Source organism: Rhodopirellula sp. UH5 (genome assembly GCF_056839225.1).
Map to the genome: position 1 here is coordinate 4,132,291 of NZ_CM166390.1, position 26,266 is coordinate 4,158,556.

Annotated in this window: 18 protein-coding genes; 17 read left to right on the forward strand and 1 reads right to left on the reverse strand. The window is 57.6% G+C overall.

What is annotated here, in order from left to right; genetic code table 11:
- The first annotated feature begins 39 nt into the window (after window positions 1–39).
- The 7 genes from groES (at window position 40) to UH5x_RS14845 (ending at window position 7,938) form a co-directional block, all read left to right on the forward strand.
- Window positions 40–345 (forward strand): co-chaperone GroES, encoded by a 306-nt coding sequence (groES, locus tag UH5x_RS14815; protein ID WP_007330007.1) that lies wholly within the window; start codon window positions 40–42, stop codon window positions 343–345.
- Window positions 346–390: 45 nt separating this feature from the next.
- Window positions 391–2,013, forward strand: a complete 1,623-nt coding sequence (groL, locus tag UH5x_RS14820; protein WP_047815673.1) for a chaperonin GroEL — start codon at window positions 391–393, stop codon at window positions 2,011–2,013.
- A gap of 205 nt (window positions 2,014–2,218) precedes the next feature.
- Window positions 2,219–3,397: a molecular chaperone DnaJ gene (gene dnaJ / locus UH5x_RS14825; protein ID WP_047815672.1), complete on the forward strand. Its 1,179-nt coding sequence runs from the start codon at window positions 2,219–2,221 to the stop codon at window positions 3,395–3,397.
- Window positions 3,394–3,996: a nucleotide exchange factor GrpE gene (locus UH5x_RS14830; protein WP_047815671.1), complete on the forward strand. Its 603-nt coding sequence runs from the start codon at window positions 3,394–3,396 to the stop codon at window positions 3,994–3,996. Before dnaJ ends, UH5x_RS14830 begins: the two co-directional genes overlap by 4 nt.
- 90 nt (window positions 3,997–4,086) lie before the next feature.
- A complete protein-coding gene (locus UH5x_RS14835) occupies window positions 4,087–4,368 on the forward strand; it encodes an FmdB family zinc ribbon protein (protein ID WP_482632846.1) in 282 nt (93 codons plus the stop codon).
- A 279-nt stretch (window positions 4,369–4,647) separates the two neighbouring features.
- Complete coding sequence (locus tag UH5x_RS14840; RefSeq protein ID WP_047815669.1) at window positions 4,648–5,454, forward strand: MBL fold metallo-hydrolase; 807 nt, start codon at window positions 4,648–4,650, stop codon at window positions 5,452–5,454.
- Between the two features lie 843 nt (window positions 5,455–6,297).
- Window positions 6,298–7,938 (forward strand): L-serine ammonia-lyase, iron-sulfur-dependent, subunit alpha, encoded by a 1,641-nt coding sequence (locus tag UH5x_RS14845; RefSeq protein WP_047817466.1) that lies wholly within the window; start codon window positions 6,298–6,300, stop codon window positions 7,936–7,938.
- Window positions 7,939–8,173: 235 nt separating this feature from the next.
- Here UH5x_RS14845 and UH5x_RS14850 read toward each other — a convergent pair whose 3' ends face one another.
- Complete coding sequence (locus tag UH5x_RS14850; protein WP_482632847.1) at window positions 8,174–9,940, reverse strand: DUF1559 domain-containing protein; 1,767 nt, start codon at window positions 9,938–9,940, stop codon at window positions 8,174–8,176.
- A gap of 174 nt (window positions 9,941–10,114) precedes the next feature.
- Between UH5x_RS14850 and UH5x_RS14855 the strand changes: the two genes are divergently transcribed.
- From UH5x_RS14855 to UH5x_RS14900, 10 genes are all read left to right on the forward strand, one after another.
- Window positions 10,115–11,152: an AAA family ATPase gene (locus UH5x_RS14855; protein ID WP_482632848.1), complete on the forward strand. Its 1,038-nt coding sequence runs from the start codon at window positions 10,115–10,117 to the stop codon at window positions 11,150–11,152.
- A 185-nt stretch (window positions 11,153–11,337) separates the two neighbouring features.
- Window positions 11,338–11,706 (forward strand): endonuclease domain-containing protein, encoded by a 369-nt coding sequence (locus tag UH5x_RS14860; RefSeq protein ID WP_482632849.1) that lies wholly within the window; start codon window positions 11,338–11,340, stop codon window positions 11,704–11,706.
- A 371-nt stretch (window positions 11,707–12,077) separates the two neighbouring features.
- A complete protein-coding gene (locus UH5x_RS14865; protein WP_482632850.1) occupies window positions 12,078–12,902 on the forward strand; it encodes a DUF58 domain-containing protein in 825 nt (274 codons plus the stop codon).
- Complete coding sequence (locus UH5x_RS14870; protein WP_482632851.1) at window positions 12,899–14,959, forward strand: BatA domain-containing protein; 2,061 nt, start codon at window positions 12,899–12,901, stop codon at window positions 14,957–14,959. Before UH5x_RS14865 ends, UH5x_RS14870 begins: the two co-directional genes overlap by 4 nt.
- Window positions 14,956–17,220: a hypothetical protein gene (locus tag UH5x_RS14875; protein ID WP_482632852.1), complete on the forward strand. Its 2,265-nt coding sequence runs from the start codon at window positions 14,956–14,958 to the stop codon at window positions 17,218–17,220. The genes UH5x_RS14870 and UH5x_RS14875 overlap by 4 nt, the downstream gene beginning before the upstream one ends.
- On the forward strand, window positions 17,217–20,501 hold the full coding sequence (locus UH5x_RS14880) for a hypothetical protein (RefSeq protein ID WP_482632853.1): 3,285 nt from the start codon (window positions 17,217–17,219) through the stop codon (window positions 20,499–20,501). The genes UH5x_RS14875 and UH5x_RS14880 overlap by 4 nt, the downstream gene beginning before the upstream one ends.
- On the forward strand, window positions 20,501–21,268 hold the full coding sequence (locus UH5x_RS14885; RefSeq protein WP_482632854.1) for a hypothetical protein: 768 nt from the start codon (window positions 20,501–20,503) through the stop codon (window positions 21,266–21,268). The genes UH5x_RS14880 and UH5x_RS14885 overlap by 1 nt, the downstream gene beginning before the upstream one ends.
- Window positions 21,265–22,065 (forward strand): hypothetical protein, encoded by an 801-nt coding sequence (locus tag UH5x_RS14890; RefSeq protein WP_482632855.1) that lies wholly within the window; start codon window positions 21,265–21,267, stop codon window positions 22,063–22,065. Before UH5x_RS14885 ends, UH5x_RS14890 begins: the two co-directional genes overlap by 4 nt.
- Window positions 22,062–23,138: a prenyltransferase/squalene oxidase repeat-containing protein gene (locus tag UH5x_RS14895; protein ID WP_482632856.1), complete on the forward strand. Its 1,077-nt coding sequence runs from the start codon at window positions 22,062–22,064 to the stop codon at window positions 23,136–23,138. Before UH5x_RS14890 ends, UH5x_RS14895 begins: the two co-directional genes overlap by 4 nt.
- Complete coding sequence (locus UH5x_RS14900; protein WP_482632857.1) at window positions 23,135–26,098, forward strand: TlpA family protein disulfide reductase; 2,964 nt, start codon at window positions 23,135–23,137, stop codon at window positions 26,096–26,098. Before UH5x_RS14895 ends, UH5x_RS14900 begins: the two co-directional genes overlap by 4 nt.
- The last annotated feature ends 168 nt before the right edge of the window (window positions 26,099–26,266 follow it).

The window sequence follows — 26,266 nt, forward strand, 5'->3', positions numbered from 1 at the left end:
CCACATCAAACTCAACTTTCAACTCACAGGAATCAACTCATGGCCACTGCTAAAAAAATCAACCTGCGTCCTCTCGATGACCGCGTCGTGGTTCAACCCAGCGAAGCCGAAGAAACCACCGCTGGCGGCATCGTGCTCCCCGATTCGGCCAAAGAAAAGCCACAACGCGGCACCGTCGTCGCTGTTGGACCTGGCAAGTTGCTCGATAGCGGCAACCGCGGTGAACTCAGCGTTTCGGTCGGCGACGTCGTGATCTACGGCAAGTACGGCGGAAGCGAAATCGAAGTCGACGGACACGAAATGAAGATTCTTCGCGAAAGCGATATTTTGGCCAAGATCGGCTGATCCGGTTCGTTCTTTCACCCCAAAACATCTACGAGGAATTCAGTCGTGGCAAAACAATTGCTTTTTGACGATCACGCTCGGGCCCGCATGTTGGCCGGCGTTGAAAAACTGGCCAAGGCCGTCGCAACGACGATGGGCCCCACCGGTCGGAATGTGATCATCGACAAATCCTTTGGCGGTCCCACCGTGACCAAAGACGGCGTGACCGTTGCCAAAGAAATCGAACTCGAAGATCGCTTCGAGAACATGGGTGCGAAACTCGTCATCGAAGTCGCTCAAAAGACCAGCGACTTGGCCGGCGATGGAACCACCACCGCCACCGTGCTCGCTCGTGCCATCTTCAAAGAAGGCCTGCGAAACATCGTTGCCGGTAGCAACCCCACCGCGATTCGTCGCGGGATCGAAAAGGCTGTCGAAGCCGCTTGCGATCACTTGGTTGAAATGGGACGCCCAGTCAACGGGAAACAAGAAGTCGCTCACGTCGGTGCGATCTCGGCCAACAACGACAACGTGATCGGCGAATTGCTCGCCGACGCGCTGGAACGAGTCGGCAAAGACGGCGTCATCACCGTGGAAGAAGGCAAGAGCCGGAACACCGAGGTCGAATACGTCGACGGGATGCAGTTCGACAAAGGCTACGTCTCGCCGTACTTCATCAACGATTCCAGCACCATGGAAGCGAGCCTCGAAGACGCGTTGGTGTTGCTGTACGAAAAGAAAGTCAGCAACATCCGCGACCTCGTGCCGTTGCTCGAGAAGACCGCTCAAACCGGTCAGCCCTTGCTGATCATCGCCGAAGACGTCGACGCGGAAGCATTGACGTTGTTGGTGGTGAACAAATTGCGTGGCACGCTGAACGTGTGTGCGGTCAAGGCTCCTGGCTTCGGCGATCGTCGCAAATCCATGCTGGGCGACATCGCCACGTTGACCGGCGGAACGCTGATCAGCGAAGACCTCGGCATGCAGCTCGAGAACGTCACCCTGGAACACCTCGGTCGCGCGAAGAAAGTCACCGTCGACAAGTCGAACACGACCATTGTCGAAGGTGCCGGCAAACGCGAAGACATCGACAAACGTGTCGCTCAAATCCGCGCTCAAATTGAGCAAACGGACAGCGATTACGACAAGGAAAAGTTCCAAGAGCGTTTGGCCAAACTGGCCGGCGGTGTGGCTGTCATCAGCGTCGGTGCCGAAACCGAAGCTGAAATGAAGCAAACCAAGGCTCGCCTGGAAGACGCTTTGCACGCCACCCGCGCTGCAGTCGAAGAAGGCATCCTGCCTGGTGGCGGTGTGGCTTTGGTTCACTGCCGCGAAGCCGTGGAAGCAGCCAAGAAGAAGGCCAAAGGCGACGAAAAAGTCGGCGTCGAGATTGTCCTGAGAGCCTTGGATGCTCCCATGCGTCAAATCGCTGACAACGGCGGCATCGACGGCAGCGTTGTCGTCGACGAAGTCTTGCAAAAGAACAATCCTAAGATCGGTTTCAACGCTCACACGGGCGAATACACCGACATGGTCAAAGCCGGCGTCATCGACCCGGTCAAAGTGGTTCGCACCGCATTGACCAATGCCGCCAGCATCGCAGGCTTGTTGCTCACGACCGAAGCCTTGGTCACGAACTTCGAGCAAGAAGACAAGGACAAGCGTCCTGTCGAAGGCATGATTAGCTAATCGCCTTTCCAAATTCGCCAGCGTCGAAGGACGGGATCATCGATTCCGCCTCCGGCACTGCAATTTATAAATGGGCCGTTCGCCATCGGTGAGCGGCCCGTTTTCATGACCCTCCCAGCGTCTTTCCATCTCATCCCTGCCGGACCGATGGACGACTCGGCGCCGAGGTGATCACCGACCACGAACACACACTGTTTGATTCCTCATGGCCACCCAAACCTGCTACTACGAAGTGCTGAAGGTCGAGCGAACGGCCACGAAGCAGCAGGTCGATCGCGCGTATCGCAAACTTGCTATCAAGTACCACCCCGATAGCAACCGTGACGACGATTCCGCGACGACAAAATTCAAAGAAGCCACCGAAGCCTACGAAGTCCTTAGCGACGCGAACAAGCGAGCCCGCTACGACCAATACGGCCACGCCGGGGTCGAAGGCACCACGCAACAATACGGCGATGTCGAGGACATCTTCGAAGCCTTCGGCGACCTGTTCGGTGGCGGCTTTGGCGACTTCTTCGGCGGAGGCTCCCGGCGAGGCGGTGGCGGACGACGACGCGTTCGACGCGGCGCCGATGTTCGCTGCGATGTCACGCTGACTTTGGAAGAAGCCGCTCGGGGATGCCACAAAGACATCGTCTTCCGACGCCGCGTTTCCTGCGACACCTGCGACGGCAGTGGCGCCGCCGCGGGCAGCGAACCCGTCACCTGCACCATGTGCGGCGGGCAGGGACAAGTCATCCAATCGGCAGGCATCCTGCGTGTCCAAACGACGTGCCCGACCTGCAAAGGAGCCGGCAAACAAATCGGCGAACCCTGCGGCAAGTGCCGTGGCACGGGAACACAAAACGAAAAAGCCGAGATGAACGTCGAGATCCCTGCTGGGGTCGACGACGGCATGCGAGTCCGCTTGCAGGGCGAAGGCGAACCCAGCCCCGATGGCGGCCCCAACGGCGATTGCTACTGCTTCATCTCCGTCAAAGAACACAACCTGTTCAAACGCGAAGGCCAGCATCTGATTTTGCAGATGCCCATTTCCTACGCCCAGGCCGCACTCGGCGCTGCGATCAATGTGCCGACTCTCGATGGACCGCACGAACTGACCGTCCCCGCCGGAACACAGACCGGGCACGTCTTCACCATTCGTGGCCAGGGGATCGTGGACCCTCGCAGCGGACGAACCGGCGACTTGCTGGTCCAGGTCTTCATCGAAGTCCCCAAGAAGCTCAGCGACAAACAACAAAAATTGCTTCGCGAATTGGCCGAACTCGACCACGACTCCGTGCTTCCCGAACGCACTTCGTTTCTCGACAAACTTCGCCACTTTTTTGACCCCGAACCGGAAGACGCCAACACCGGCTCAACCGACACGGAGAAAGACTCATGAACGAACCATCCAAAGAAGAATTCCAATCCGAAGACGAAGCATTGGAATCGCAAGCCAACGCTTCGTTTGAAAACGATTCCGCCTCCAACGACGAAGCGTTCACGCAGGCCGGCGAGGAAACTCGCGATGAAGAAATGATGCGTCTACGAGGCGAAGTGGAAGAAGCGAACAAGCGTGTTTTGCAAGCCCAAGCCGAAGCGGAAAACTTCCGCAAACGCTTGCGCCGCGACACCGAAGCCCAACTGAAATTTGCTGGCATGCCGCTGGTCACCGACATTCTCCAAGTCCGGGACAATCTGTTGCGGGCAATCGACGCGGCAAAGGCTGCGGGGGAAGGGGAATCCGTCGGCGGATTGATCGAAGGTGTTTCCATGGTTCGCAAGCAACTCGATGATGTGCTGGCCAAACACGCGATCAAAGAGATCCCCGCCGAAGGCGAACTGTTCGATCCGAACTTTCACGAAGCCATCTCGCAGATGCCTCATCCCGAGATTGCATCGGGCATGGTCGCTCACGTCGCCACACCTGGCTTCCAAATGCACGACCGCGTTGTGCGTCCGGCTCAAGTCGTCGTCAGCACCGGTGATGGTTCCGCCTGATCCGTAGCGAAAGTCGTCAAGAATTTCGAAGATCACCGACTCGATTTTGAAACCATTCCTCCCTCTCCCTTCTTCTTTCAATCCCTTCCTATGCCGACTTACGATTATCTGTGTGAAGCCTGTGGTCACGAGTTGGAAGTGTTCCAAGGCATCAACGACGAAGTGCTGAAGAAGTGCCCGGAATGCAAAAAGAACAAACTGCAACGCCAGTTTGGAACCGGGGCCGCCATCGTCTTCAAAGGCAGCGGCTTCTACCAAACCGACTACCGCAGCGAGAGCTACAAAAAAGGCCAAAGCGCCGACAAACCCAAGGCGGAACCCAAAGGCGATGCGAAAAAGGGCGACAGCAAAGCGAAGAAGTCGAAGGACTGATCCGCTTGCACACTGAAATGCGAACAAAAGTCGTTCGGCAAAACCAGATTCGCCAGAACTCGCTCGTGGCCCGATGCAGCTTATTTTCCGGAGAATGACGTAGCGAAAGTCGTCAAGACTTTCGAAGATCTCCTGACGGTCGAAACTCTTGACGAGTGTCGCTTCAGACGGAAACCTCATTTCAGCATTGACGCAGCGTTTGCTACCAGCTCAAACGCGGCAATCGGCGTTCAAAACCCGTTGTCGAACATCGCTTGAGAACCTGCTACGATTGCACGCATGGATGTTCTGTGTTTGCAATCAGGAAGCAGCGGCAACTGTGTCTTCGTCGACACGGGCTCGGAATGCTTGCTCTTTGATGCGGGAATCAGTTTCCGCAAAGTCCAAACACGCTTGAACGAAGCCGGGCGTGACGCATCGGAAATCGATGCCATTGTGATCTCGCACGAGCACCGCGACCACATCGGTTGCCTGGGCGTCCTGAACCGCAAACTGAATGTGCCGATTCACATCAGCCGGCGCACCCTGCGAGCGACTGAGCACCGTGTTCCACTTGGCCCGGTCCAAGACATCCAGCACTTCGTTCCCGGCGAAACATTCACCGTCGGCGAGACTTCCATCGAAACCATGCCCACGCCGCATGACGGTGTCGACGGAGCCGCCTTCACGCTCGACAACGGATGCTCTCGATTTGGATTGTGGACGGATCTGGGATGCGTCTTCGATGACCTGCTCGCCAGTGTCAACACGCTGGATGCCTTGCTCATCGAGAGCAACTACGACGAAGGCATGTTGGCCGCCTCGGCCTACCCCGACTTCCTTCGCGATCGCATCTCGGGTTCTGGCGGGCACATCTCCAACCGGGAAGCTGCGGAAGTGATCTCGCACGCCAGCGAGCACCTGCAGTGGGCTTGCTTGGCTCACCTTTCCGACGAGAACAACGATCCCGACGTGACACTGCGAACGCACCGCGAATGCCTCGGCGATCAACTGCACCTGATCTGTGCCGACCGCTATCTCGCCACTCAGCCGCTGCGAATCTCCCCCTCCAAGAACCTGAAGCTGACGCAGCAGATGTTCTTCTAAGCAGGTCGGCAGGAATGATCGCGCACCACCATGCGAGCCGTTTGAGCGTTCGCCTGGGCTGTCAAAAGGTTGGTATTGACACCGCTTTGGACTGCGCAGGTTTTGTTCCTCGACTTCGCCCCAACGGGGCAGCCCTATGCCAGCCCAGGGCAACGCCCTGGGTTGTGGCGGGACCAAGATTACAAAGCCCCAACGGGGGCGGTCCTAGCGGGTTTTGGGGAGTCTTTCTTAGGGCCGCCCCGTTGGGGCTGCTGTCGGAATCTCCGTAACGAAACCCCAGGCGATGCCTGGGGCTATCTTAGAGCTGCCCCGTTGGGGCGTAGGACAGAACAAAAATCAACGTCGCATTTTCCGCGTCAATACCAACCTTTTGACAGCCCAGCGCTCGCCCCGGTTTTGCGTGGGAACCGTGGCTAACGCCAAACGGCTCACATCCCCGATGACACCTGCGTACCTGCCCAAATGTCTGGGGTTGTGACGCACTATGGTTGCGCGAGTTTCCATCCCGGGAGGGATGGCAGATGGTAGCCGTCGGTATGCGACAGCGCCACCGACGGACATGGCCCCCCTCACGCCGCCACTCTCCATGCCGCCATGGTCCTTGGCCACGGCGGCATGGAGAGTTCTTTGAGCCAGTCGAAACCCTTGACGAGTTTCGCTACACAACCCGACGTTTCGCCACACAACCAAACGCACAACGCCGACGACTCCCGAATCGACCCCTTAGGGGAAACAAGCATCCATCCGCCGCCGTCGAACCGCCGATAATTTGACGCAGCTAATCAATTGAGTCAGAGTCTTCGCTTCCTCCTTCTCCTTTTCTTGCTGCAGTTGAGCGATTCCATGACCGTCAGCATCTTCAATGACGTCATCGGCCCAGTGATGCGTGGCCCCAGCAGTTCGCACTGCGCCGCGGCACTCCGCATTGGGCGTCTGGCCCGTGACTTGGTGGGAGGCGATCTCCAGCATGTGCTGATCCAGTTCGACGAATCCGGATCGCTGCCAGCGACCCACACCAGCCAAGGATCTGACATGGGCCTGTTCGGCGGGCTGCTCGGATGGGAAGCCCACGACGAACGCCTGCCCAACTCTCGCCAACACTTGATCGACAATGGCATCGCCTTTGAATTCGAATACGGCGACTTCGGCGACGCTCATCCGAACACTTACCGCCTGACGGTTTGCGGCGAGCAAGAATCACACACCTTGATCGCAATCTCAACCGGCGGGGGAATGATTGAAGTCACCTCAATCGATGACTTCGAGGTCTCCATGGACGGTGGCTTTGACGAGACCCTCGTTCGCCTCGATGAACTCGCCTCCAGCACAACCATTCAGTCGCTCGACGGCGGCGCCCTCGCTCAAGCATTGTCAGCCGATTGCGTTCACGTGCGAACGCTGGACAACAATGTGATGCTGCAGATTCAATCGAGCAGGCCACTCGACTCGACCGCGTTGCAAACCGCCCTGCCCTGGAAAATCATCGAGCCGATGGTGCACCTGGCACCAGTGCTTCCCATCCGCTCGCGCCCCAACGCAACACTCCCGTTCCAAGATTGCAACACACTGACATCGCAAGCCGATGTGGATTCCAAGCCACTTTGGAAATGGGCGGTCGAATATGAAATGCAGCGTGGCGGTTTGACCGAGCGTGAAGTCTTGGACCGCATGATCGAGATCGTCCAGATCGCTCGCACCAGCATTGAGTCCGGCCTGAACGGCACCGAGTACGCCGACCGAGTGCTCGGATACCAGTCCGGCGGTTTTCGCGACAAGTTGCAGTCGGGACAACTGCTTGATGCAGGTGCACTCAACCAAATCGTGCTTTACACCACCGCGATGATGGAAGTGAAAAGCTCAATGGGCGTCATCATTGCCGCCCCCACTGCGGGAGCCTGCGCGGCACTGCCTGCAACCTGCTTGGCGATGGGCGAGTCCCTGTCTCTCTCCGACGAAGAAATCGCCAAAGCGTTTCTGGCGGCCGGTTTGATCGGCGTGTTCATCGCGACCGCTTGGAGCTTCGCTGCCGAAGTCGGCGGATGCCAAGCCGAAGGCGGTTCGGCCGCAGCGATGTCCGCGGCAGCACTGGTCACGATGGCGGGCGGAACCACCACACAGGCCGCCGGCGCCGCATCGATGGCACTGCAAAACATGTTGGGTTTGATTTGCGACCCCGTTGCCAATCGTGTCGAGGTCCCCTGCTTGGGCAAAAACGTGATCGCGGCCAGCAACGCAATCTCATGTGCCAACATGTGCTTGGCTGGATTCGATCCCGTCATTCCACTGGACGAAACCATCGACGCGGCACGCCGAGTTTCCGAACGCATGCCCCGCGAACACCGCTGCACTGCACTGGGCGGCTTGGCAACCACACCGACATCGCTGCAGATCGAAAAACGACTGCAACAATGCGGCACGGGCTGTGGATGCAGCGGCGGCCCCGCACCCGTGCAGTTGGACGCCAAGGTGCCGACGGCAACCTAACGTCGCCACACCAACCCACGCAAAAAGGGGACGGGGGTCTTTTCCTAAAAGACCCCCGTCCCCTTTTTTCCACGTCCCCTTTTTTCCAACCTGGCTCAAAAACAGGCCAGCAACACTCGAGCAATCAGCGTCAGGCTGCGGAAGGGACGTGTCACCTTGTCGGCACCAACAGCAATTGACCGGGCGTTCAGCAATTGACCAGGCGTTGCGAAGCCCCCAGCCCCATTCCGAATCACTAAGGAATCTCGACCCGCTCCTTCCCTGCTCGAGTGAGCAGTTTCCGAAACAGCTCGGGATCGATCTGATCAGTGATGAACTTCACGGCGCCGTCGCCCATGCCGACATGAAAGCCTCCCTGCCAAGCCTGCCCCAGTCCCTTCAGCGGATCGTCCAGGTCAATCGCAATGTCTTCCGGCTTGGTCCAGACAACGGCTTGCTCCGCATTCGTTTCCAAAACCAAAACGGAATTCGAAAGTCCGTCCAAGAATTCCCGAAACCCAGTTCGCTGCCTCGGTTTCAGACCAATCGTGTCGCCAACGACGGCTTGGTAGATCGTGTGCCCTGGCGGGACGATCACGCCGGGCGGCTGATAGACCGAAGGAATCTGCTGAGCCAAGGGAAGGTTGTGCTCGCTGTCCCAGGGTTCGTCCAATCGGAATTGCTGGTACAGCTCATTCTCGTCATGGAAGGGCAACAAAGCCACTCGCCAACTCAGCAACGGGTTCCCATCGTCATCCACGATGGCAGAGAGAGGCAGTTCGCTAAAAGCGGCGTGGTGATTGTGCATCGCCAACATGATCTGCTTGATGTTGTTGGATGACTGCATCCGACGCGCCGCTTGCCTGGCAGCTTGCACCGCCGGCAACAACAATCCAACCAACACACCGGTGGATGCGATCCCCATCTGCGACTCCACCGCGATGGTCAATTCCGTGTCCTCGCGAATGGGTTGAATCGCCTCCTTCACCAAGGCTGAGACTCGCTCGGCATACGCTTCCGTTGCCTGCCGCATTGCTGGGGACATCTCCGACGCGTTGAGTTCTCTCTGAATCGCAGCGTCGGCCATCGCTTCCGCCTCGATCAACGAATCTTGAACAATGGACTCGATCTGCTCCGCTGCGGAATCGTCGATCGCAACCACGGTCAACTCCATTGAGGTCGCCTCGTCGATCAGACCGAGATGCAAGAGCACCGCATCGGTCAAACCGGGGATCTGCCCCAGCGGCTGCAACCGCGGCGGCAAACTTCCCGCCGCATTCATCGCCAACCCACTCACCATCGGCCGGATCGATTGCATCTCAACGACCAGCGACACTCCATCGCGAGCCGGCAACTTCGCGACTCGATTGGGCAAGGGACCTCGCTCGGCTTCGATCACTTCCGCCTTCGCCGCCACCACCCGGTCCATGTATTCCAAGGTCCCGATGTACCAAACTTCTGAATCGGCAGCGTTCTTTTCCAACTGACATAGAACCACCGGTGGCGAAGGTTGCACCTGATACACCGTGCGACCACCCAACTGCATGGGCTGGGCGTTCACATCCAGGGCCTCCAGCAGCACCGCCTCGTCAACCGATCCATCCACCGTCACGACGCCACCAAACTCGGGCTGGCCGGTTGTCGGAGACAAAGCGAATGAGGCGCGGATCTCACGGACCTCCATCGGATCAAAGCCCACCGTCTCCATCGCCTGCACCCGAAAGACTTCCGTTGGAAACAGTTGGAACATCTCATTGTTCCACAAGGATTCGGATGAAATCATCAACAGCCCAATCGCATCATCGGGGACATATCGCCCACCGACCTTCTCGACGGGCGATGGATCCGCCAACAAGTCCGTCTGCACCACCGCGCGAAGAGCGTCTTGTGCATGAGTTTTCGAGGAACCGCCCGGCACCGCCGTCGCGGCGAGCACCAGGATCATCCCCAGCCACTTCGAGTGCCCGTCAAATCCATTTTGCCGCTGTTTTCCGCGGCCTTTGCAAACAGTGTCCTGCATCATCACTCCCCTCAAGGCAAAAAAAGTTTTGTTCCAGACTCAATGGTGCACGGCGGCATTTGTTCTTTCGTCTTGGAAAAAACAACGGCCACTCCCCATTCAAACTTTGCTTCGTCCAACAGATGGGCGTTATAGTAACCTGCTCGCTACAACCATGTTCACGACGGGATATTCCAGATGTCGCAATCGGCGGTCTCCAATAGTTCATCCGTTTCCTCGGTGACGGAACCATCGCTGAGCGATGACGATGTCCAAGCCGTCGACCGCCTCGGACGTTTGACACAGCAACTCCGAGACGAGCTGGCTCGGGTGATTGTCGGCCAACGGGAAACGGTCGATTTGTTGTTGGTGTGTCTGTTTGCGCGGCGGCACGCTTTGCTGATGGGTGTCCCGGGACTCGCCAAGACATTGCTGGTCAGCAAGCTCGCCGAAACGATGTCGCTGCAGTTCAGTCGCATCCAGTTCACACCGGACTTGATGCCGATGGACATCACCGGCACCGACATCTTGCAAGACAACGGTGATGGGCGTCGCGAGTTCCAATTCGCTCATGGGCCCGTGTTCGCCAACATTGTGTTGGCCGATGAAATCAACCGGGCTCCACCCAAGACACAAGCCGCGATGCTGGAAGCGATGCAAGAGCAACGCATCACCGTCGTCGGCAAAGGCTTTGACTTGCCCCCACCATTCATGGTGCTCGCGACACAAAACCCTGTCGAACAAGAAGGCACGTACCCGTTGCCAGAAGCACAACTGGATCGCTTCATGGCCTTGATTGAACTGGACTACCCATCCGAAGAAGAAGAGATCACGATCGCTCGCACGACCACCGGCGGACGCCTGCCTGAACTCCAGCACTTGATGACGGCTGAAAACATCATCGCCAATCAAGACCTCGTCCGCCGGATCCCGGTGCCAGATCACATCTACACGGAAGCCGCCCAATTGGTCCGCAAGACTCGACCGGCTGGCGGCACCGCGCCGTCGTGGTTGCTGCCCTTGGTGTCCTGGGGAGCCGGCCCGCGAGCGGTTCAAGATTTGATCTTGGGTGCCAAGTCTCGCGCTGCCTTGGAAGGTTCCTACATGGTCCGCACAGAAGACGTCCGCGCCGTGGCTCTGCCCGTCCTGACGCACCGGCTGATCACCACCTTCGCCGCCCAAGCCGAAGGCATGTCCGCCCGAGACATCGTGACAAGATTACTCGAAGAGGAATGAGAGCTACTAGCTACTAGCTACTAGCTACTAGCTACTAGCTACTAGCTGTTAGCTGTTAGCTGTTAGCTGTTAGCTGTTAGCTGTTAGCTGTTAGCAAAGGAGCGTCAGCGACGCGTCGTCCCCTCTCCCCCGGTTTCCGGGGGAGAGGGCAAGGGTGAGGGGGAATCCACCAACAAGAACCAGCCATGCCAATCCGCCAACCACCTCAACTCACCCACCACGCTCGCAAGCTCCGCACGAACCAAACCGAACCCGAATCACTCGTCTGGACTCTGCTTCGCAACCGTCGACTCAACGGACACAAATTCCGACGCCAGTGTCCAATCCCACCCTTCATCGCCGACTTCGCCTGCGCCGAGAAACGATTGATCGTGGAACTCGATGGCGACCACCACGAACAGCAAGCCAAACAAGACATGAGCCGAACCGCCCACTTGAATCGCGAAGGTTGGACCGTGATCCGGTTTTGCAATGCGGATGTCTTGGAAAACACCGAAGCCGTTGGTGTCGCGATTTTGCGGGCGATGGGTGAGGAATGGAGGGGGCGTGAATGATGGTGTTTGGAATGCCCCCTCACCCTTGCCCTCTCCCCCGGAAACCGGGGGAGAGGGGACGACGCGTCGCTTTGCTCCTTGGGGCTCCTAGCTCCTAGCTCCTAGCTCCTAGCTCCTAGCTCCTAGCTCCTAGCTCCTAGCTCCTAGCTCCTAGCTCCTAGCTCCTAGCTCCTAGCTCCTAGTCCTAGTCCTAGTCCTAGCTCGCAACTCGCAACTCGCAACTCGCAACTCGCAACTCGCAACTCACAACTCACAACTCACAACTCACAACTCACAACTCAGCACTTTGTCAGAACAACACACCCCTCGCGAATTTTTGGAACCGAAGGTCTTGGCAGGCTTGTCGGGGTTGCCGTTGTTTGCGCCGGCCCATGCGAGGCAATGTTTCCGGTCGGCACACCAGCCCCATGCGGGGCGCGAGTGTGGAGTTTGCTGAGTACCGGAAGTACGTTCCCGGCGATGACCTGAGACGATTGGACTGGCGTGCACACGGACGCAGCGATCGCTATTACGTCAAAGAATTCGAAGCCGACACCAACCTGCGTTTGCAATTGGTTTTGGACACCAGCGGTTCGATGGAATACGGCTCCGGCGAACTCACGAAACTGCAGTACGCCCGTCGCATCGCCGCCGCGATTGGATACTTGGCGGTGCAACAGGGCGACGCCGTGGGGCTGTCATGTGTTTCCAATGGCATCACCGGTCACCTGCCTCCACGCCGCAACCCGGCTCACCTGAAAACCATTTTCGATGCCCTCGAAGAAACTCGCGGCCAAGGCGAAACCCATCTCGCCGACGTCTTGCACGAACTGGCCGAAACAACCCGCCAAGCCGCGATGGTGATCGTGATCTCGGACTTCTTTGTCGATCCCAATCAACTGCGAAGTTGCTTCGAACACCTGCGTTTCCGCAAACACGATCTATCACTCTTCCATCTCTTGGATCCGATGGAACTGAACTTTGAGTTCTCTCGCCCCACACGCTTCCTTGACATGGAAGATGGCACAGCCATCTTCGCCGAACCCAGTGAGATCGCAGATCGGTATCACGACGCCTTGCAAGACTACCTCGATCAACTGCAACGAATCGTGGTGTCCTCCGGAGTTGACTACCACCGGGTCAGCATCGACCAACCCTATCCGGAAGTGCTGACCAACTTCCTGACGCGTCGCGCCATGGCAAAGGGGGGACGATGAGCTTTCTTCAACCCTGGATGCTGTTTGCCCTGCCGATCGCCCTGCTACCGATCATCATTCATTTGATCAACCAGCGTCGTTATCAAACGACGCAGTGGGCCGCGATGATGTTTCTGCTGGCCGCAAACCGGATGAATCGTGGCTACGCTCGCATTCGACAATGGGCCATCCTGGCGTTGCGAACGCTGGTGTTGCTGGCCTTGATCATCGCCATCGGCCGACCACTCGCCAGCGGTTCACTGGGTGGTGGATTGGTCAGCTCGCTCTCAGGAGGTTCGTCCGCGAACACGATCGTGTTGCTGGATCGTTCGCCTTCCATGAACGCCAATGCAGCGGGCGACTCGCGAACCAAACTCGAAGCCGGCGTCGCTCAAATTGCGGAAACGCTGCAAACACTCGGTGCAGGCCGAGTCCTGCTGATCGACAGCAACACCGTCGCGGCATCGGACTCCTCTCCGGCTCGAGAACTGGCGTCGCCCGAGGAACTGCTGGACCTCCCTCAGACCGGACCATCCGATGCATCGGCGGACATCCCGGCGATGATGTTGGCAGCACTGGACACCATCCAAGCCAACTCGATGGGGCAAACCGACGTTTGGATTTGCTCCGACGCTCGTGAGCATGATTGGCAATCACGAGACGGGCGTTGGCCCACGCTTCGCGAAGCACTGGCCCAATTCGGACGCCGAGTTCGTTTCCGATTGCTGACCGTCGCGGGAACGGACCAGCCCAACCGATCGATTCGCATCGACGACATTGCTCTGCGAACCGAAGGCGACGAGCGAGTGTTGACGCTGTCAGGAAAACTTCAAAGCGATTCTGAAGACAGCGACACGTCGAACACACCGGCGAACACATCCATCCGCATGGATCTCGATGGAGCCGAATCGATTGTCGAGCTGCCACTTGATTCTGGTTCAGGTGAATTCACGGACTTGCGAGTCCCCTTGGATCGCGAGCAAGAACGCGGACTCGGGCACGTGTCTTTGCCCGCCGATGGCAACAACGCTGACAACACGTACTACTTCGTCTTCGACCAACCACCGCCTCGAAAAACAGTGGTCGTGTCTTCAAACGAAGACGTTGCCAACGTGCTGCGATTGGCCGCCGAGATCACGCCCGACCCAAACATTGACGCATCCGCCGAGGTCCTCCTGCCCGCCGAAGTTCCATCGATCGCCTGGGACGAAACCGCACTCTTGCTTTGGCAAGCCCCGTTGCCCACCGGTGCTCCCAATGCCGAGCTTCGCAAACGCTTGGAATCATTCTTGGACCGCGGCGGCCGAGTGATCTTCTTCCCTCCCGCCAACCCGGATCCCAAGGCAGAATTATTCGGCGTCTCATATGCTCCCTGGACGGACCTGAAAGACGACGTGTCCATCGCGACTTGGCGAGGCGAAGCGGATTTGCTCGGCAAGACATTGGCGGGAGCCTCCCTGCCAGTTGGAAAGCTGAAGGTGCATCGCCTTGCGGCACTCTCTGGCGAAACCACCCCGCTGGCCAAGTTATCCAACGACGAACCGGTGCTGGTCCGAGTCCCCACGCCACGCGGCGGCGTTTACTTCTGCGGCACAACACCGGCCGGCAAGGATTCGACTCTTTCGTCCGACGGTGTGGTGTTGTACGTGATGATCCAGCGAGCCTTGGTCGACGGTGCCGCTTCGCTCGCCAACACCGGTCGCCTGGATGCGGGAACCATTGATGCAGAACTGGCGGCGAACTGGAAACAACTGCAAGGTCCTGACAATTCACTGTCCACCGAACATGCTTTCACCGCAGGGGTCTACGCCGACGGCGATCGCTTCAACGCCATCAATCGCTCGGCAGGCGAAGACGCCACCGACACGCTGAAAGAATCTCAGATCGATGACCTCTTTCAAGGCTTGGTGTTGGAACGCGTCAACCAAACCGCGGGCGAATCCAATTCCTTGGTCGACGAAGTCTGGCGAGCGTTTCTGATTCTGATGCTGATCGCCATGATCGGTGAAGCCATCTTGTGTTTGCCGCGGCAATCCGCCCAAGCGGCCTCCCCATCCGTCGGAGGTGCCACGGCATGATCGAAACCCATTCGCTCTCGTTTGCCTGGACACCGTGGACCATCGCGATCGCGGTGGTGGCAATTGTGTTGACGCTCGTGGTTGGATTCCTGGCATGCTGGCGGAACCATTTCCGCAAAGCGACCGTGCTGCTGGAAGCGTTGCGTTTGATCGTGGTTGTGATCGCCGCGATCTTGCTGGGCGGTCCCGAATGGGTCGAACAGTACGTCCCTGATGACAAACCCGTCGTCGCGGTGCTGTACGACGATTCCGGCAGCATGCAAACACGGGACGTGGTGCAGTCCGAACCTCAAACCCGCGAAGAAGCCATCGCATCGCTAACGCAAATGGATGCTTGGAAGTCGCTCGAGTCACGCGCCGAAGTGGTCATCGAACCTTTCGCCGAAACCAAACCAGACCCCAACAATCCCAACCGCATCAATCCAATCTCCAACCCCGCCGGAGTCACCCCTGGTGAGCCCGCTGAGTTCGCGGAAGAGAAAGGCACCGACCTTTCCAGTCCATTGCTGGACGTCGTTCGCAAGCACCAGCATTTGCTCGGTGTCGTGCTGGCATCGGACGGTGATTGGAACCAAGGCGACGCGCCCGTGCGTGCCGCGGGACGTCTGCGATCGATGGGCATTCCCGTGTTCACCGTTCCCGTTGGCAGCGAAGAACGTTTGCCCGATGTCGAACTGCTCAGCTTCGATGTGCCAACGTTTGCAATCGGCGGCAAGAAAGTTCGCATCCCATTTTCGATCGAAAGTTCGCTGCCGCGAGACCACGCCGCGACGGTCACCATGACCACCTCGAAAGGTGAGGCGATCACCAAGGACATTCGCATCGCCGCGATGGGCCGCACCAACGATTCAGTCGACTGGGAACCAGAAGACCTCGGCGATGAAACGCTGACGCTGACGATCAGCAAACATCCCAACGAACTGCTCGATGACAACAACGAGATCGCCGCCCCGATCTCGATTCGAGAAGAGAAACTTCGAGTGCTGGTGATTGAATCGGTGCCTCGCTGGGAATACCGCTATCTACGAAACGCTTTGTCGCGAGACCCCGGTGTCGAAGTTTCGTGCTTGCTCTTTCACCCGGGCCTCGACGCTCGCGGCGGAGGCAACGCCGATTACATCGAGACCTTCCCGGACACCAAAGAAGAGCTATCGAAGTACGACGTCGTGTTCCTCGGCGACGTGGGCTTGGACGACGATCAACTGACGCTCGAACAATGCGAGTGGTTGCATGGCTTGGTCGAACAACAGGCCAGCGGTCTCGTCTTCATTCCCGGTTGGGAAGGTCGCCAGTTCAGCTTGCAGGAAACACCGCTGAAGGACCTGCTGCCCGTCACGCTCGACGAAGGCCAACCGGGCGGTTGGGGATCACGCACCGCACAGCACTTCGAACTCACACAACTGGGTCGTCGCAGTCTGCTGACCAAACTCGCCGACACCGCCGACGACAACCTGGAAGTCTGGGGCAACCTGCCTGGCTTCCAGTGGTACGCCCCAGTGCTGGCCGCGAAACCGGGGTCGGAAACGCTGCTCGTTCACCAAGAGGTCAGCAACCGATTCGGCCGCCTGCCGCTGCTGGTCACGCGAACGTATGGGGCGGGCAAGGTTCTGTTCATGGGAACCGACGGTGCCTGGCGTTGGCGAAAAGGCGTCGAGGATTTGTACCACTATCGGTTCTGGGGCCAAGTTGTTCGCTGGATGGCGTATCGCCGGAACATGGCGCAGGGCGAAACGATGCGGCTGTATTACTCCCCCGAACAACCGCAAGTCCGTCAAACGGTCAGCGTCAATGCAAACGTGATGGAAGCCAGTGGCGAACCTCTTTCCGGTGGTGACGTGACGCTGCAAATTGTGGCTCCGTCGGGTCGTTCGCAAACGATTCAATTGCAATCCTCGGGTGAAGCCTGGGGTGCGTTCGCAGGCCGCTTCACACCGGAAGAACCCGGCGAACACAAGTTGACTTTGTTTTGCAAACAAACCGGTGACTCACTGCAGACCACGGTGTTTGCTCAAGGAGTCGCGTTGGAACAAATTGGAAAACCGGCTCGCCCCGACGTGATGCAAGAAATCGCTCGCGTCACCAATGGGCAAGTCTTCACCGTCGATCGAGTGGAAGACGTGATCGCGTGGCTGTCCGCCATGCCCGATCGTCCGCCTTCGATTCGTCGCATCGCACTTTGGAGTCACCCGGCAATCGTCGGTGGATTCATCGCTCTGTTGGCATTGTTTTGGATCGGTCGCAAGGGAGTCGGATTGATATGAAGATTGCAGACAACCATTCACCCGCGCAAACAAATCTGCGCATTCCCGATTCGCTCAAGCAGCAATTGCTGGCGTACCGGCGTCGCGTTTGGCAGATCAAGCTGACCGAGGCCGTCGCGATCGTGGTCGCCGGAATCGGGCTGGCGTTCCTGCTCGTCTACGGGATGGACCGCTTCACCGACACGCCGGCGGTTCTCCGCGGCCTGCTCTGGCTCGGCGGATTCGCCTTGATGGCAATCGTGCCGTGGGCCATCTACAAATGGGTCTACAAGCACCAAGCCCTCGAGCCGCTGGCCAAATTGCTGAGCCAAAAGATGCCCTCGATCGGGGACCGATTGTTGGGCGTGATCGAGCTGACTCACAACGCATCCGAACAAGCCCGCTCGCCCCAGCTTTGCCAAGCGGCGATGACGCAAGTCGCTGACGACGCGGCCGGCAAAGACTTCCGCGGCGCGGCACCGAACTCCTGGTACAAAGCCTGGACCGGATTGGCCGCCGCAACGGTTCTGGCCATCGGAGCCTTGGCGGTGACCTACCCCGCCGCAACGGGCAACGCGATGACTCGGTTGCTGGCCCCCTGGGGATCCACGCCTCGTTACACGTTCACCCGGATCGATGCGTTGGCAAACGACGTCTACATCCCACACGGCGAACCGGTTGTTCTGCCAGTTGCCTTGAGTGAGGATTCGCGTTGGCAACCCGAGTCCGCCGAACTGCACATCGGTCAACAAAAGCCCATCCAAGCCACCCTTCGCGACGGGCAGTACGCCTTTGCGGTGCCGCCTCAACTCAGCGAACATCCTATGTCGCTCACCGTTGGCGACGTGAAGCAGTCGGTGAAGCTGAAACCCACGCTGCGTCCCGAACTTTCCAAGATCGTCGCGGACGTGAACTTGCCCGAATACCTCGGCCAACCCGAACCCAAACAAATCGACACGCGAGGCGGCTCCTTGACCGTCGTTCGCGGAAGCCAAGCCGTTGTGACCGCGATTGCCAATCGTGAATTGGCCGACGGCAAAGTCAACGAACAATCGCGTCCGGTCGATGGACCGCAATTGGCCAGTGATCCCGTGCAAGCCACTGAGACCGAAACGCTGCAGTTCCAATGGCGTGACCAGATGGGTCTGACGGGACGCGAACCGTTCACGTTGTCGATCGAAGCGATTGACGACGAAGCCCCCACGCTGATCTGCGATGGTCTGGAACGCCAAGCCGTCGTGTTGGATTCTGAAACACTGACGTTCCAAGTCCGTGCCAACGATGACTTCGGCATCCGCCGTGTTGGCATCCAGTGGAAAGGCATGGATGTCGGTGCGGTCGAAGAACCTGCCGAAGGCGAACGGGCTCTCGCAGCAGGCGATCCATCCGCCAGCAGTTTGGAAGCGATGGGAACGTTCTCGGCCAAGTCGTTGGGGATTCCCGCTCAACCAATCGAACTGCAAGTTTGGGCGGAGGATTACTTGCCCGAGCGTGCTCGTGTGTTGTCACCGCCGTTTTTGTTGTACGTCCTCACCCCGGACCAACATGCGATCTGGATGACCGAACAATTGAGCAAATGGCACCGGCAAGCCCTCGATGTTCGCGACCGGGAACGACAACTCCACGAAAAGAACAAACAACTTCGAGCGTTGTCCGCCGACGAAGTGGAACTCGACCAGCACCAACGCGACATCGAACGCCAAGCCGCCGCGGAACGGTCCAACGGTCGTCGATTGGAACGGCTCGGTCAAATGGGCGACCAATTGGTTTTGGCAGCCTCGAAGAATCCCGAAATCGGAGTTGGCCACTTGGAAAGTTGGGCGGAAATGCTGCAAGTCCTTCAGGACCTCTCCGACAACCGGATGCCCAGCGTCGCGAATTTGCTGGATGACGCGGCACAAGAAGCACCCAAGATTGCATCCAAACCTGGCCCCAAAAGTCCCGGCGGCCCCAAAGCGGGACAAAACCGTGCGGGCGGTCCCGGCCCCGGTGCTCAAGCGTCCAAGCACCCTGGCCCCAAACCACGCGCGGCACCGCAGTTGGCCGACATGGAATCCTCAGCCAACTCACCCGACGAAGGCAAAGGTTCGCCCGGCGGACCCAAGAAACCCAGCAACCCTGCGCTGCGTTTGCCAACGACCACCGTGATGGGCAAGAGCCAACCCTCGGATGACAAACCGAAGAAGGATGAGCCATTGAAGATGGCGCAAGCGATCACCGAGCAAAAAGAACTGCTCGACGAATTCGACAAAATCGCCGACGAACTCAATCTTATCCTGGCAAACCTGGAAGGCAGCACGTTGGTCAAACGACTGAAGGCTGCCTCACGCAAACAGAACTTGGTCGCCAAGCAACTGACCAATCACCTCGAACCCGCGTTCGGCCAAAGTGCCCCACGCATCGACGACGAAGTCAAAGAGGTCTTCACGGAATTGCAAACCGCCGAGGACGAAAGCACCGAACAGATCTCCTACATCATGGACGACATGGAGGCCTACTTTGAACGACGACGTTTCGCTCAGTTCAAAGTCACCTTGGACGAAATGAAATCCAGTGATGTGATCGGCGGCCTGCGTCAACTTTCCGCGGCGATCAAAGACCAACAGGGCATGTCCGTCGCGCAGTGTGAGTTCTGGTCGGACTCGCTGGATCGTTGGGCTGAAAACTTGGTCGATCCCGCTTGCAATGGCAGTTGTCCCGGTGGCAAGTCACCGGAAAGCCTGCCACCGTCGATCGTTCGCGACGTGATGCAAATCTTAGAATCCGAAGTCAACCTGCGTGACGAAACACGCGTGGCCGAACAAGCCAAAGAGGCCGTTGAATCCAAAGAGCACAAAGCCACGTCCGAAACCCTGGCCAAGACTCAAACGGAGATCAACGAACGCGTCGTGGATGTGATCGAACGCATCCGCGAATTACCGGACGCGACCAAGCACTTCGGGAAAGAACTCAAGATGCTGGCTCAGGTTGACTCCGTGATGACCGAGGCAACTTCGATCTTGAAACAACCCAACACGGGCTCACAAGCCATCGCAGCCGAGACCGAAGCGATTGAACTGATCCTGCGATCCAAACGCATCAATCCCAAAGGCGGCGGAGGCGGTGGCGGTTCGCCTGGTGGCGGAACCGGAGGCGGCAACAGCGCCGATTCCGCTTTGGCATTGCTTGGCAAAAGCAAGAACGAAAAGGAAGTGCGTGAGAACAAAAACGTCACGCAATCGACCGGCGAAACCGGCACGGAACTGCCCGAAGAATTTCGTCGCGGACTGGATCAATACTTCAGCCGACTGGGAGGCACCTGATGGTCACACGCCGTTGGAGTTTCCTGTTGCTTGGACTGTTGGCATTGACGACTCGTCCGGTCTCGTCGCAGGAACGGAGAGTGCAAGCAGTACAAGAATTCAATGCTCTCAATCGCTTGGTAGCCAAAGGCGACAAACTATTGGCGAAGAAACCCAAACCGCCTGAGTTTCTCAAACCATTGGTCAACGCAGAACTGTCGTTTGTGCACCGAGTGTGCGAACCGACTGAAGAACAGATGAAAGCCATCGTCGAGTCGGCGGAAGAAGCGTTCAATGAGATGGGGGATCTCCTGGCAAACAACATTCGCGTGGCCAACCAACCTCGATTCCATGGACTCAATGGGGAAACGCTCAATGCCAATCCCATCCGCCGAATTCGCGACGACACCATGGACTTCCTGCCGTTGCTTTTAACCGAGAAGCAGTTCCAGAAGTACAAACAGGAATCCTCGCAACGAGACCGAATCGAACGCGAGGCCGCCACGGACTACTTCGTCACGTTATTGGATTCGAAGTTGATTCTCACCGAGGTCCAACGCCGAAAATTGCGAACGGTTTTCCTCGATGATTGGGAAGATCTCGACGTGGAATGGGTCGGCAGCTATCTCAACAACCCAAATTTTGTTCCGGTCATCCCAAGCAATTTGCTTCGGAAGGTCCTCAACTCAGATCAACAAGCGGCGTGGTCCTCCTTCCAGCAGGTCAGCATGGGCATCATGATCGGACAGAACGCCGAACTGTATCTCGAAAAGGAGTGGCTGCAATGAATCGGTTTGGATGGTTCGGTTTGTTCATTGCCATTCTGTTTGGCACTTTTGGGGTGATGCCTCCCACTCGCTGCTGCGCACAGAACCAAATCGACTTGAATCAGTTTGACAGCTGGATCTTCCAACGACATGGTCGAGATGAAGCACGTTGTCGCTCCAGCCTCAAAAAAGAAATCGAACTTCAATTCGTCCGGATCGAACAATCCACTCCTCTGACAGAAAGACAAAAAGACGCCCTGCGGTTGGCTGGCCAAGGTGACATCAAACGTTTCTTTGATCGAGTCAATGACGCTCGTGAAACGTTCCTCAAGATGGAATCAAAGGATGACAACCAAAACATCAACGAAGCCTATCAATTGGCATCTCCCCTGCAGCAAGAACTGACTCGTGGATTGTTTGGCGAAGGATCGCTGATGCAGAAGGTCACTCGCTACGTGATGACCGAAGAGCAAGCGACCGAACTGGAAGAACGCCAACTCAAACAGTTCCGAGCCCAGGTGGAAGCGCAAAGCAAAGTCTTCTTGGCCACGGTGGGTCGGGGAATGGCACTGACTGCCAAACAACAGCGTCGTCTGCAAGAACACTTTCGAAACAAAGCCCGGCAAATCCAAAAAGTTCTTTCAAAAGACCAACAACCTGGATTGCAGCAATACGTCTTCTACATTTGGATCAGTGAGTTGAGTGACGAAGAGGACATTTCCTTTCTTGACGAAGAACAAATTCAAGTGATTGAAAAGCTGGCAGCAAGGGCCCAAGCATTTCGCCCCATGCTCAAGCAACAAGGGTTCATCGAATGAAAGCCATTCGCTCCAAAACCGTTCTCGTTTTGCTCGCATCGCTCGCGATCGGAACCTGGTTGACGACTCCGGTCAAAGCCCAATTCCCAACCGCGCAGCTGGGCGATGTGGTCCCGCGTGATGTGCGAGAGGTGTACGAAAAAGGCCTGCAGTACCTGGCGAAATCACAAAGCGAATCGGGCGATTGGTCCGGCGGTTCCTACGCCGGCCCCGGTGTAACCGGGATGGCCGTGATGACGTTCCTAGCCTCGGGGGAAGACCCCAACTACGGCATCTACAGCAGCAACATCCGCCGTGGTCTGATCAGCATCGTCAACTCGCAAGATCCCAACTCCGGCATCCTCGGTGGCAACAGCGGGCCCGGCGGGCACGCCAGCATGTACAACCACGGTTTCGCGACCTTGGCCCTCGCCGAAGCCTACGGTGTGGTCAACGAACGCCTGCTCACCACCGGCGGCAAGAAGTTGGACCGGTCACTGGGCGAGGCCTTGGAACTCGCCGTTCGCGGCGCGGTGACGTCGCAGAAGAAGAACTCCTACGGTGGGTGGCGATATGGCGCGGACGCCAAAGACGCCGACACCTCCGTCAGCGGCGCTGTCATGGTCGGATTGTTGGCGGCTCGAAACGCTGGCGTCAAAGTTCCTGACGAAGCAATCGATCGAGGCGTGGCCTACTTCAAATCCATGACCAGCCCGGCAGGACAAGTCGCTTACGCGGGACTGGGTGGGTTTGACAATTCGACACCGCGAATTTCGATTGGGTGTTTGGTCTATGCCGTCTCACGTCGAAAAGACATGCCCGAATTCAAGGCCACCCTCACCGCTCTGACCAATCAAATGGACACCTCCGGTGGTTCCTACAAAAGCTATGGCAACTACTACCAAGCCCAGGCGTTGTTTCAGGGCGATGTCGAAGCTTGGGAAAAATGGAACAAGGATTTGATCCGTCAACTGAAAGCTAGCCAGAGCGACGACGGAAGCTTCTCGGGCAACTTTGGCCCCACCGTTGAAACCTCTTTGTCGCTCTTGGCGATGGCGCTCAACTTCCGTTTCCTGCCGATCTACGAACGATGAAAACAATTGAGAATCACGATCGCATGAAACGACCCACCACCGCGGTGACTGCGTCCATGCCCCTGCTGGGATGGATCCTTGTCTCCCTGACCGCACCGTTGTTCACCGCTGAATTGCTCGCCGATGAATTGTCAGGAATCCTCCGCCTGAACAACGGCGACTATGTTCAAGGACAATTCTCGGCCTCCGAAATGAATGCCGAGGAAGCGTCTCCCCTGGTGAACTGGCAACACGCCGGTTTCGCAACTCCGTTTTCATTTCCGTTTGCGTCGTTGGCCTCCACCACCTTCCCGCCTCCATCGGAAATCAAAGCCACTCCAGGGCAATTCGCATTCGAACTGCTCAATGGTGACCGTCTGTTCGGCAACGTTGTCGAGGTAGGCGATCCGTTGATGGTTTCTCTCACCGGTGGAGAAACGTCCGAGTTACCACTCGCCATGGTCCGGCAAATCTTTCGCTGGGATGACAGCCGCGCAATGGTCTTCCAAGGTCCCGGTTCACGCGATGACTGGGAATCAAACGGTCAACTCGAAAGCTGGGTGGATTCCAAAGGCACGCTGGAAACCAGCACCTCGATGGCCACCATTTTTCGCGATCTAAAACTGCCTCCTATGGCTCGCATCGAATTGGACATCGCTTGGGAAGGAAAACCCAACTTTGTGATCGCCGTCGGCGTCGATCCTGAATCGGCGGAAAACACTTGGGCGGATGCCTTTCACATTGAGGTTTGGGATGAAGACATCGTCGCCGTCTGGGAGGATGGCTCGCTGGCTGGCGTGCAGTCGATCGCGAAGCTCAAGGAACTCGGCAACCGGCTGCAGGTGACGTTGAAGATCGACCAAGCCAACCGTCATGTGATGATCGAATCCATGCGTGGCGAAACCCTGACGCAGTACACACTGCCAATCAAAACGCCACGTGTTGCTCAGACCGGCATTTACTTCCGCAACATCGACGGCACCCTCCGAATCCGTTCCTTGCAAGTCCTGCACGCCACCGACCCGACTCCAAAATCCAATGACACCGCTGAAGCGCCTGAGAACTCCGACGAAGCCGGTATCGAAACGACAGTTCACCTGACCAACGGTGAGGCCTTTCAAGGCATCTGGAAAGGCATCGAAGACAACTTGTGGCAGTTCCAAGCAGGCGAAGAAGAACGCTCCATCCATGCCGATCAAATCATGGTCATGGATCTCATTCAGAACGCCCCCGAAAAGGATTCGGAACCTGAACTTCCCAGCCTCGATCAATTGCAAATCCGCACCTTTGATGGAATGCGTCTGAGCGGCAGCCTGCAACAAATCGATGAGCAGTCCCTGCGTGTGGTTGCCGAAGCAACGCAGGGCGAAGTCGAGATCCCAATCTCCAGCATCGACACGATCGACTTCCAAGCATCGAAACCAAGCGTCCCGCCCCAGCACGGGCAAATGCGTTTGGAACTCGAAGGCACGCGGCTTCACGGGCGATTGCTCGACGCGGAACCGGACACCCAACCGACAGCTCTTCGGTTCGAACCGTCAGGCACCACCGCGTCTGTCATGCGTCCCAACCTCCAAGGAAATTTGGTTCTGCGTCCGAAAGTGGAAACCACCAAGTCCGCGACGGAACTTCGCATCGAGAGGCTTCAAAAAATTCGCCAAACGCTCAAAAAACAGAACGCAGTGGTTCGGGCTCAAAATCGACCGGCCCCGGCCATCCGGCCAGCCGCAAAGCCTGGGGTTTGGAATGTTTTCAGCAAAGTCTTTGACCCTCAAGCCAATCTCAAAGCGATCGCCGGCAGGCCGATTTATCTGAAGACCGGCGAAGTCATTCCTGGCAAAGTGATTTCAATCGATGAGCAGGACGTCACCTTCGAATCCGGAATGACTCAGAAAACCAAGCTGCCTCGTGAACAAATCCGTGCGATCCATCTGAACTCGACCGGATCCGAACCGGTCATCGATGAACAGGAACGCGAGCGATTGCTCACCGTTCCACGCAATCGAAAGAACAGCCCGCCAACCCATCTCTTGATCGCCAACAATGGCGACATGATGCGTTGCCGATTGGTAAGCCTGACGGAATTCGCCGCCGAAGTCGAATCCCGTTTGGAAACGATCACCATTCCGCGCAATGTCATCTCGCAAATCATTTGGTTGAAGCCACCAATCGATACCGATGAGGCCCCAGAACCAACCGACGAAGATGCTCCCCAAGAGGAAGATGCCTCCCAAGAGATTGCAGCCGACGAAACGGACGTCGATTCGGATGCACTGACGGTGCAAGGCAAGATGCTCGATGGCAACCGCTTGTCGCTGGTCCCCGAAAGCGTCATCAACCAAACCCTGATCGGTGAAAACTTTTTCCTCGGTCCGATTCGCTTGCCGCTCGCCAACTGCGAAGAACTTTACCTCGGCGTGCGAAATGACTTTGAGTTAGCGGATGACCCGCACGCGATTTGGCAGCTCGTGAATGCCCCCGAACCGATCATTGGCGACTCGGGTGGCGGCGACGATTCGATGGCCGGCACGCGATCGCCTCTGGTAGGGCACCCTGCTCCAGACTTCAAACTCAAAACACTGGACGGCGAACCGTTCCGCATCGCCGATCAAACCGGCCGAACACTGGTTCTGGATTTTTGGGCGACCTGGTGTGGTCCATGCATGCAAGCCATGCCGGTGATCGAGGAAGCCGTTGCCGAATTTGATCCCGAACAAGTCCGTTTGGTCGCGGTCAATTTGCAAGAAAGTGCGGAAGACATCCGCAACACGCTCGACCGAATCGGCGTCAGCCCCGAAGTCGTGCTGGACATCGACGGTGTCGCGGCAGGACGCTACCAAGCCAACGCGATTCCTCAGACGGTCGTGATCGACGCAGAAGGCACCGTGACGCGAGTCTTCGTCGGCGGCGGATCGAAGCTGGGCGAACAATTGGCCGACGCCATTCGCGAAACGCTGGGTGAACCCGCGAAACCAAACTGAATCTAAAAAAACTTTTCGACAGGCGTGAGATTCTCGCTCGGTGGAGGACTGTTCTTCTTAGCAACGCGTGAACAAAAAGTGACGTAGCGGAAGGGCGCGAGCCCTCCGGTTCCTTACCGGGCGGCTTGCGCCACACCGCTAACATCGTCACTTGTTGTTGACGCGTTG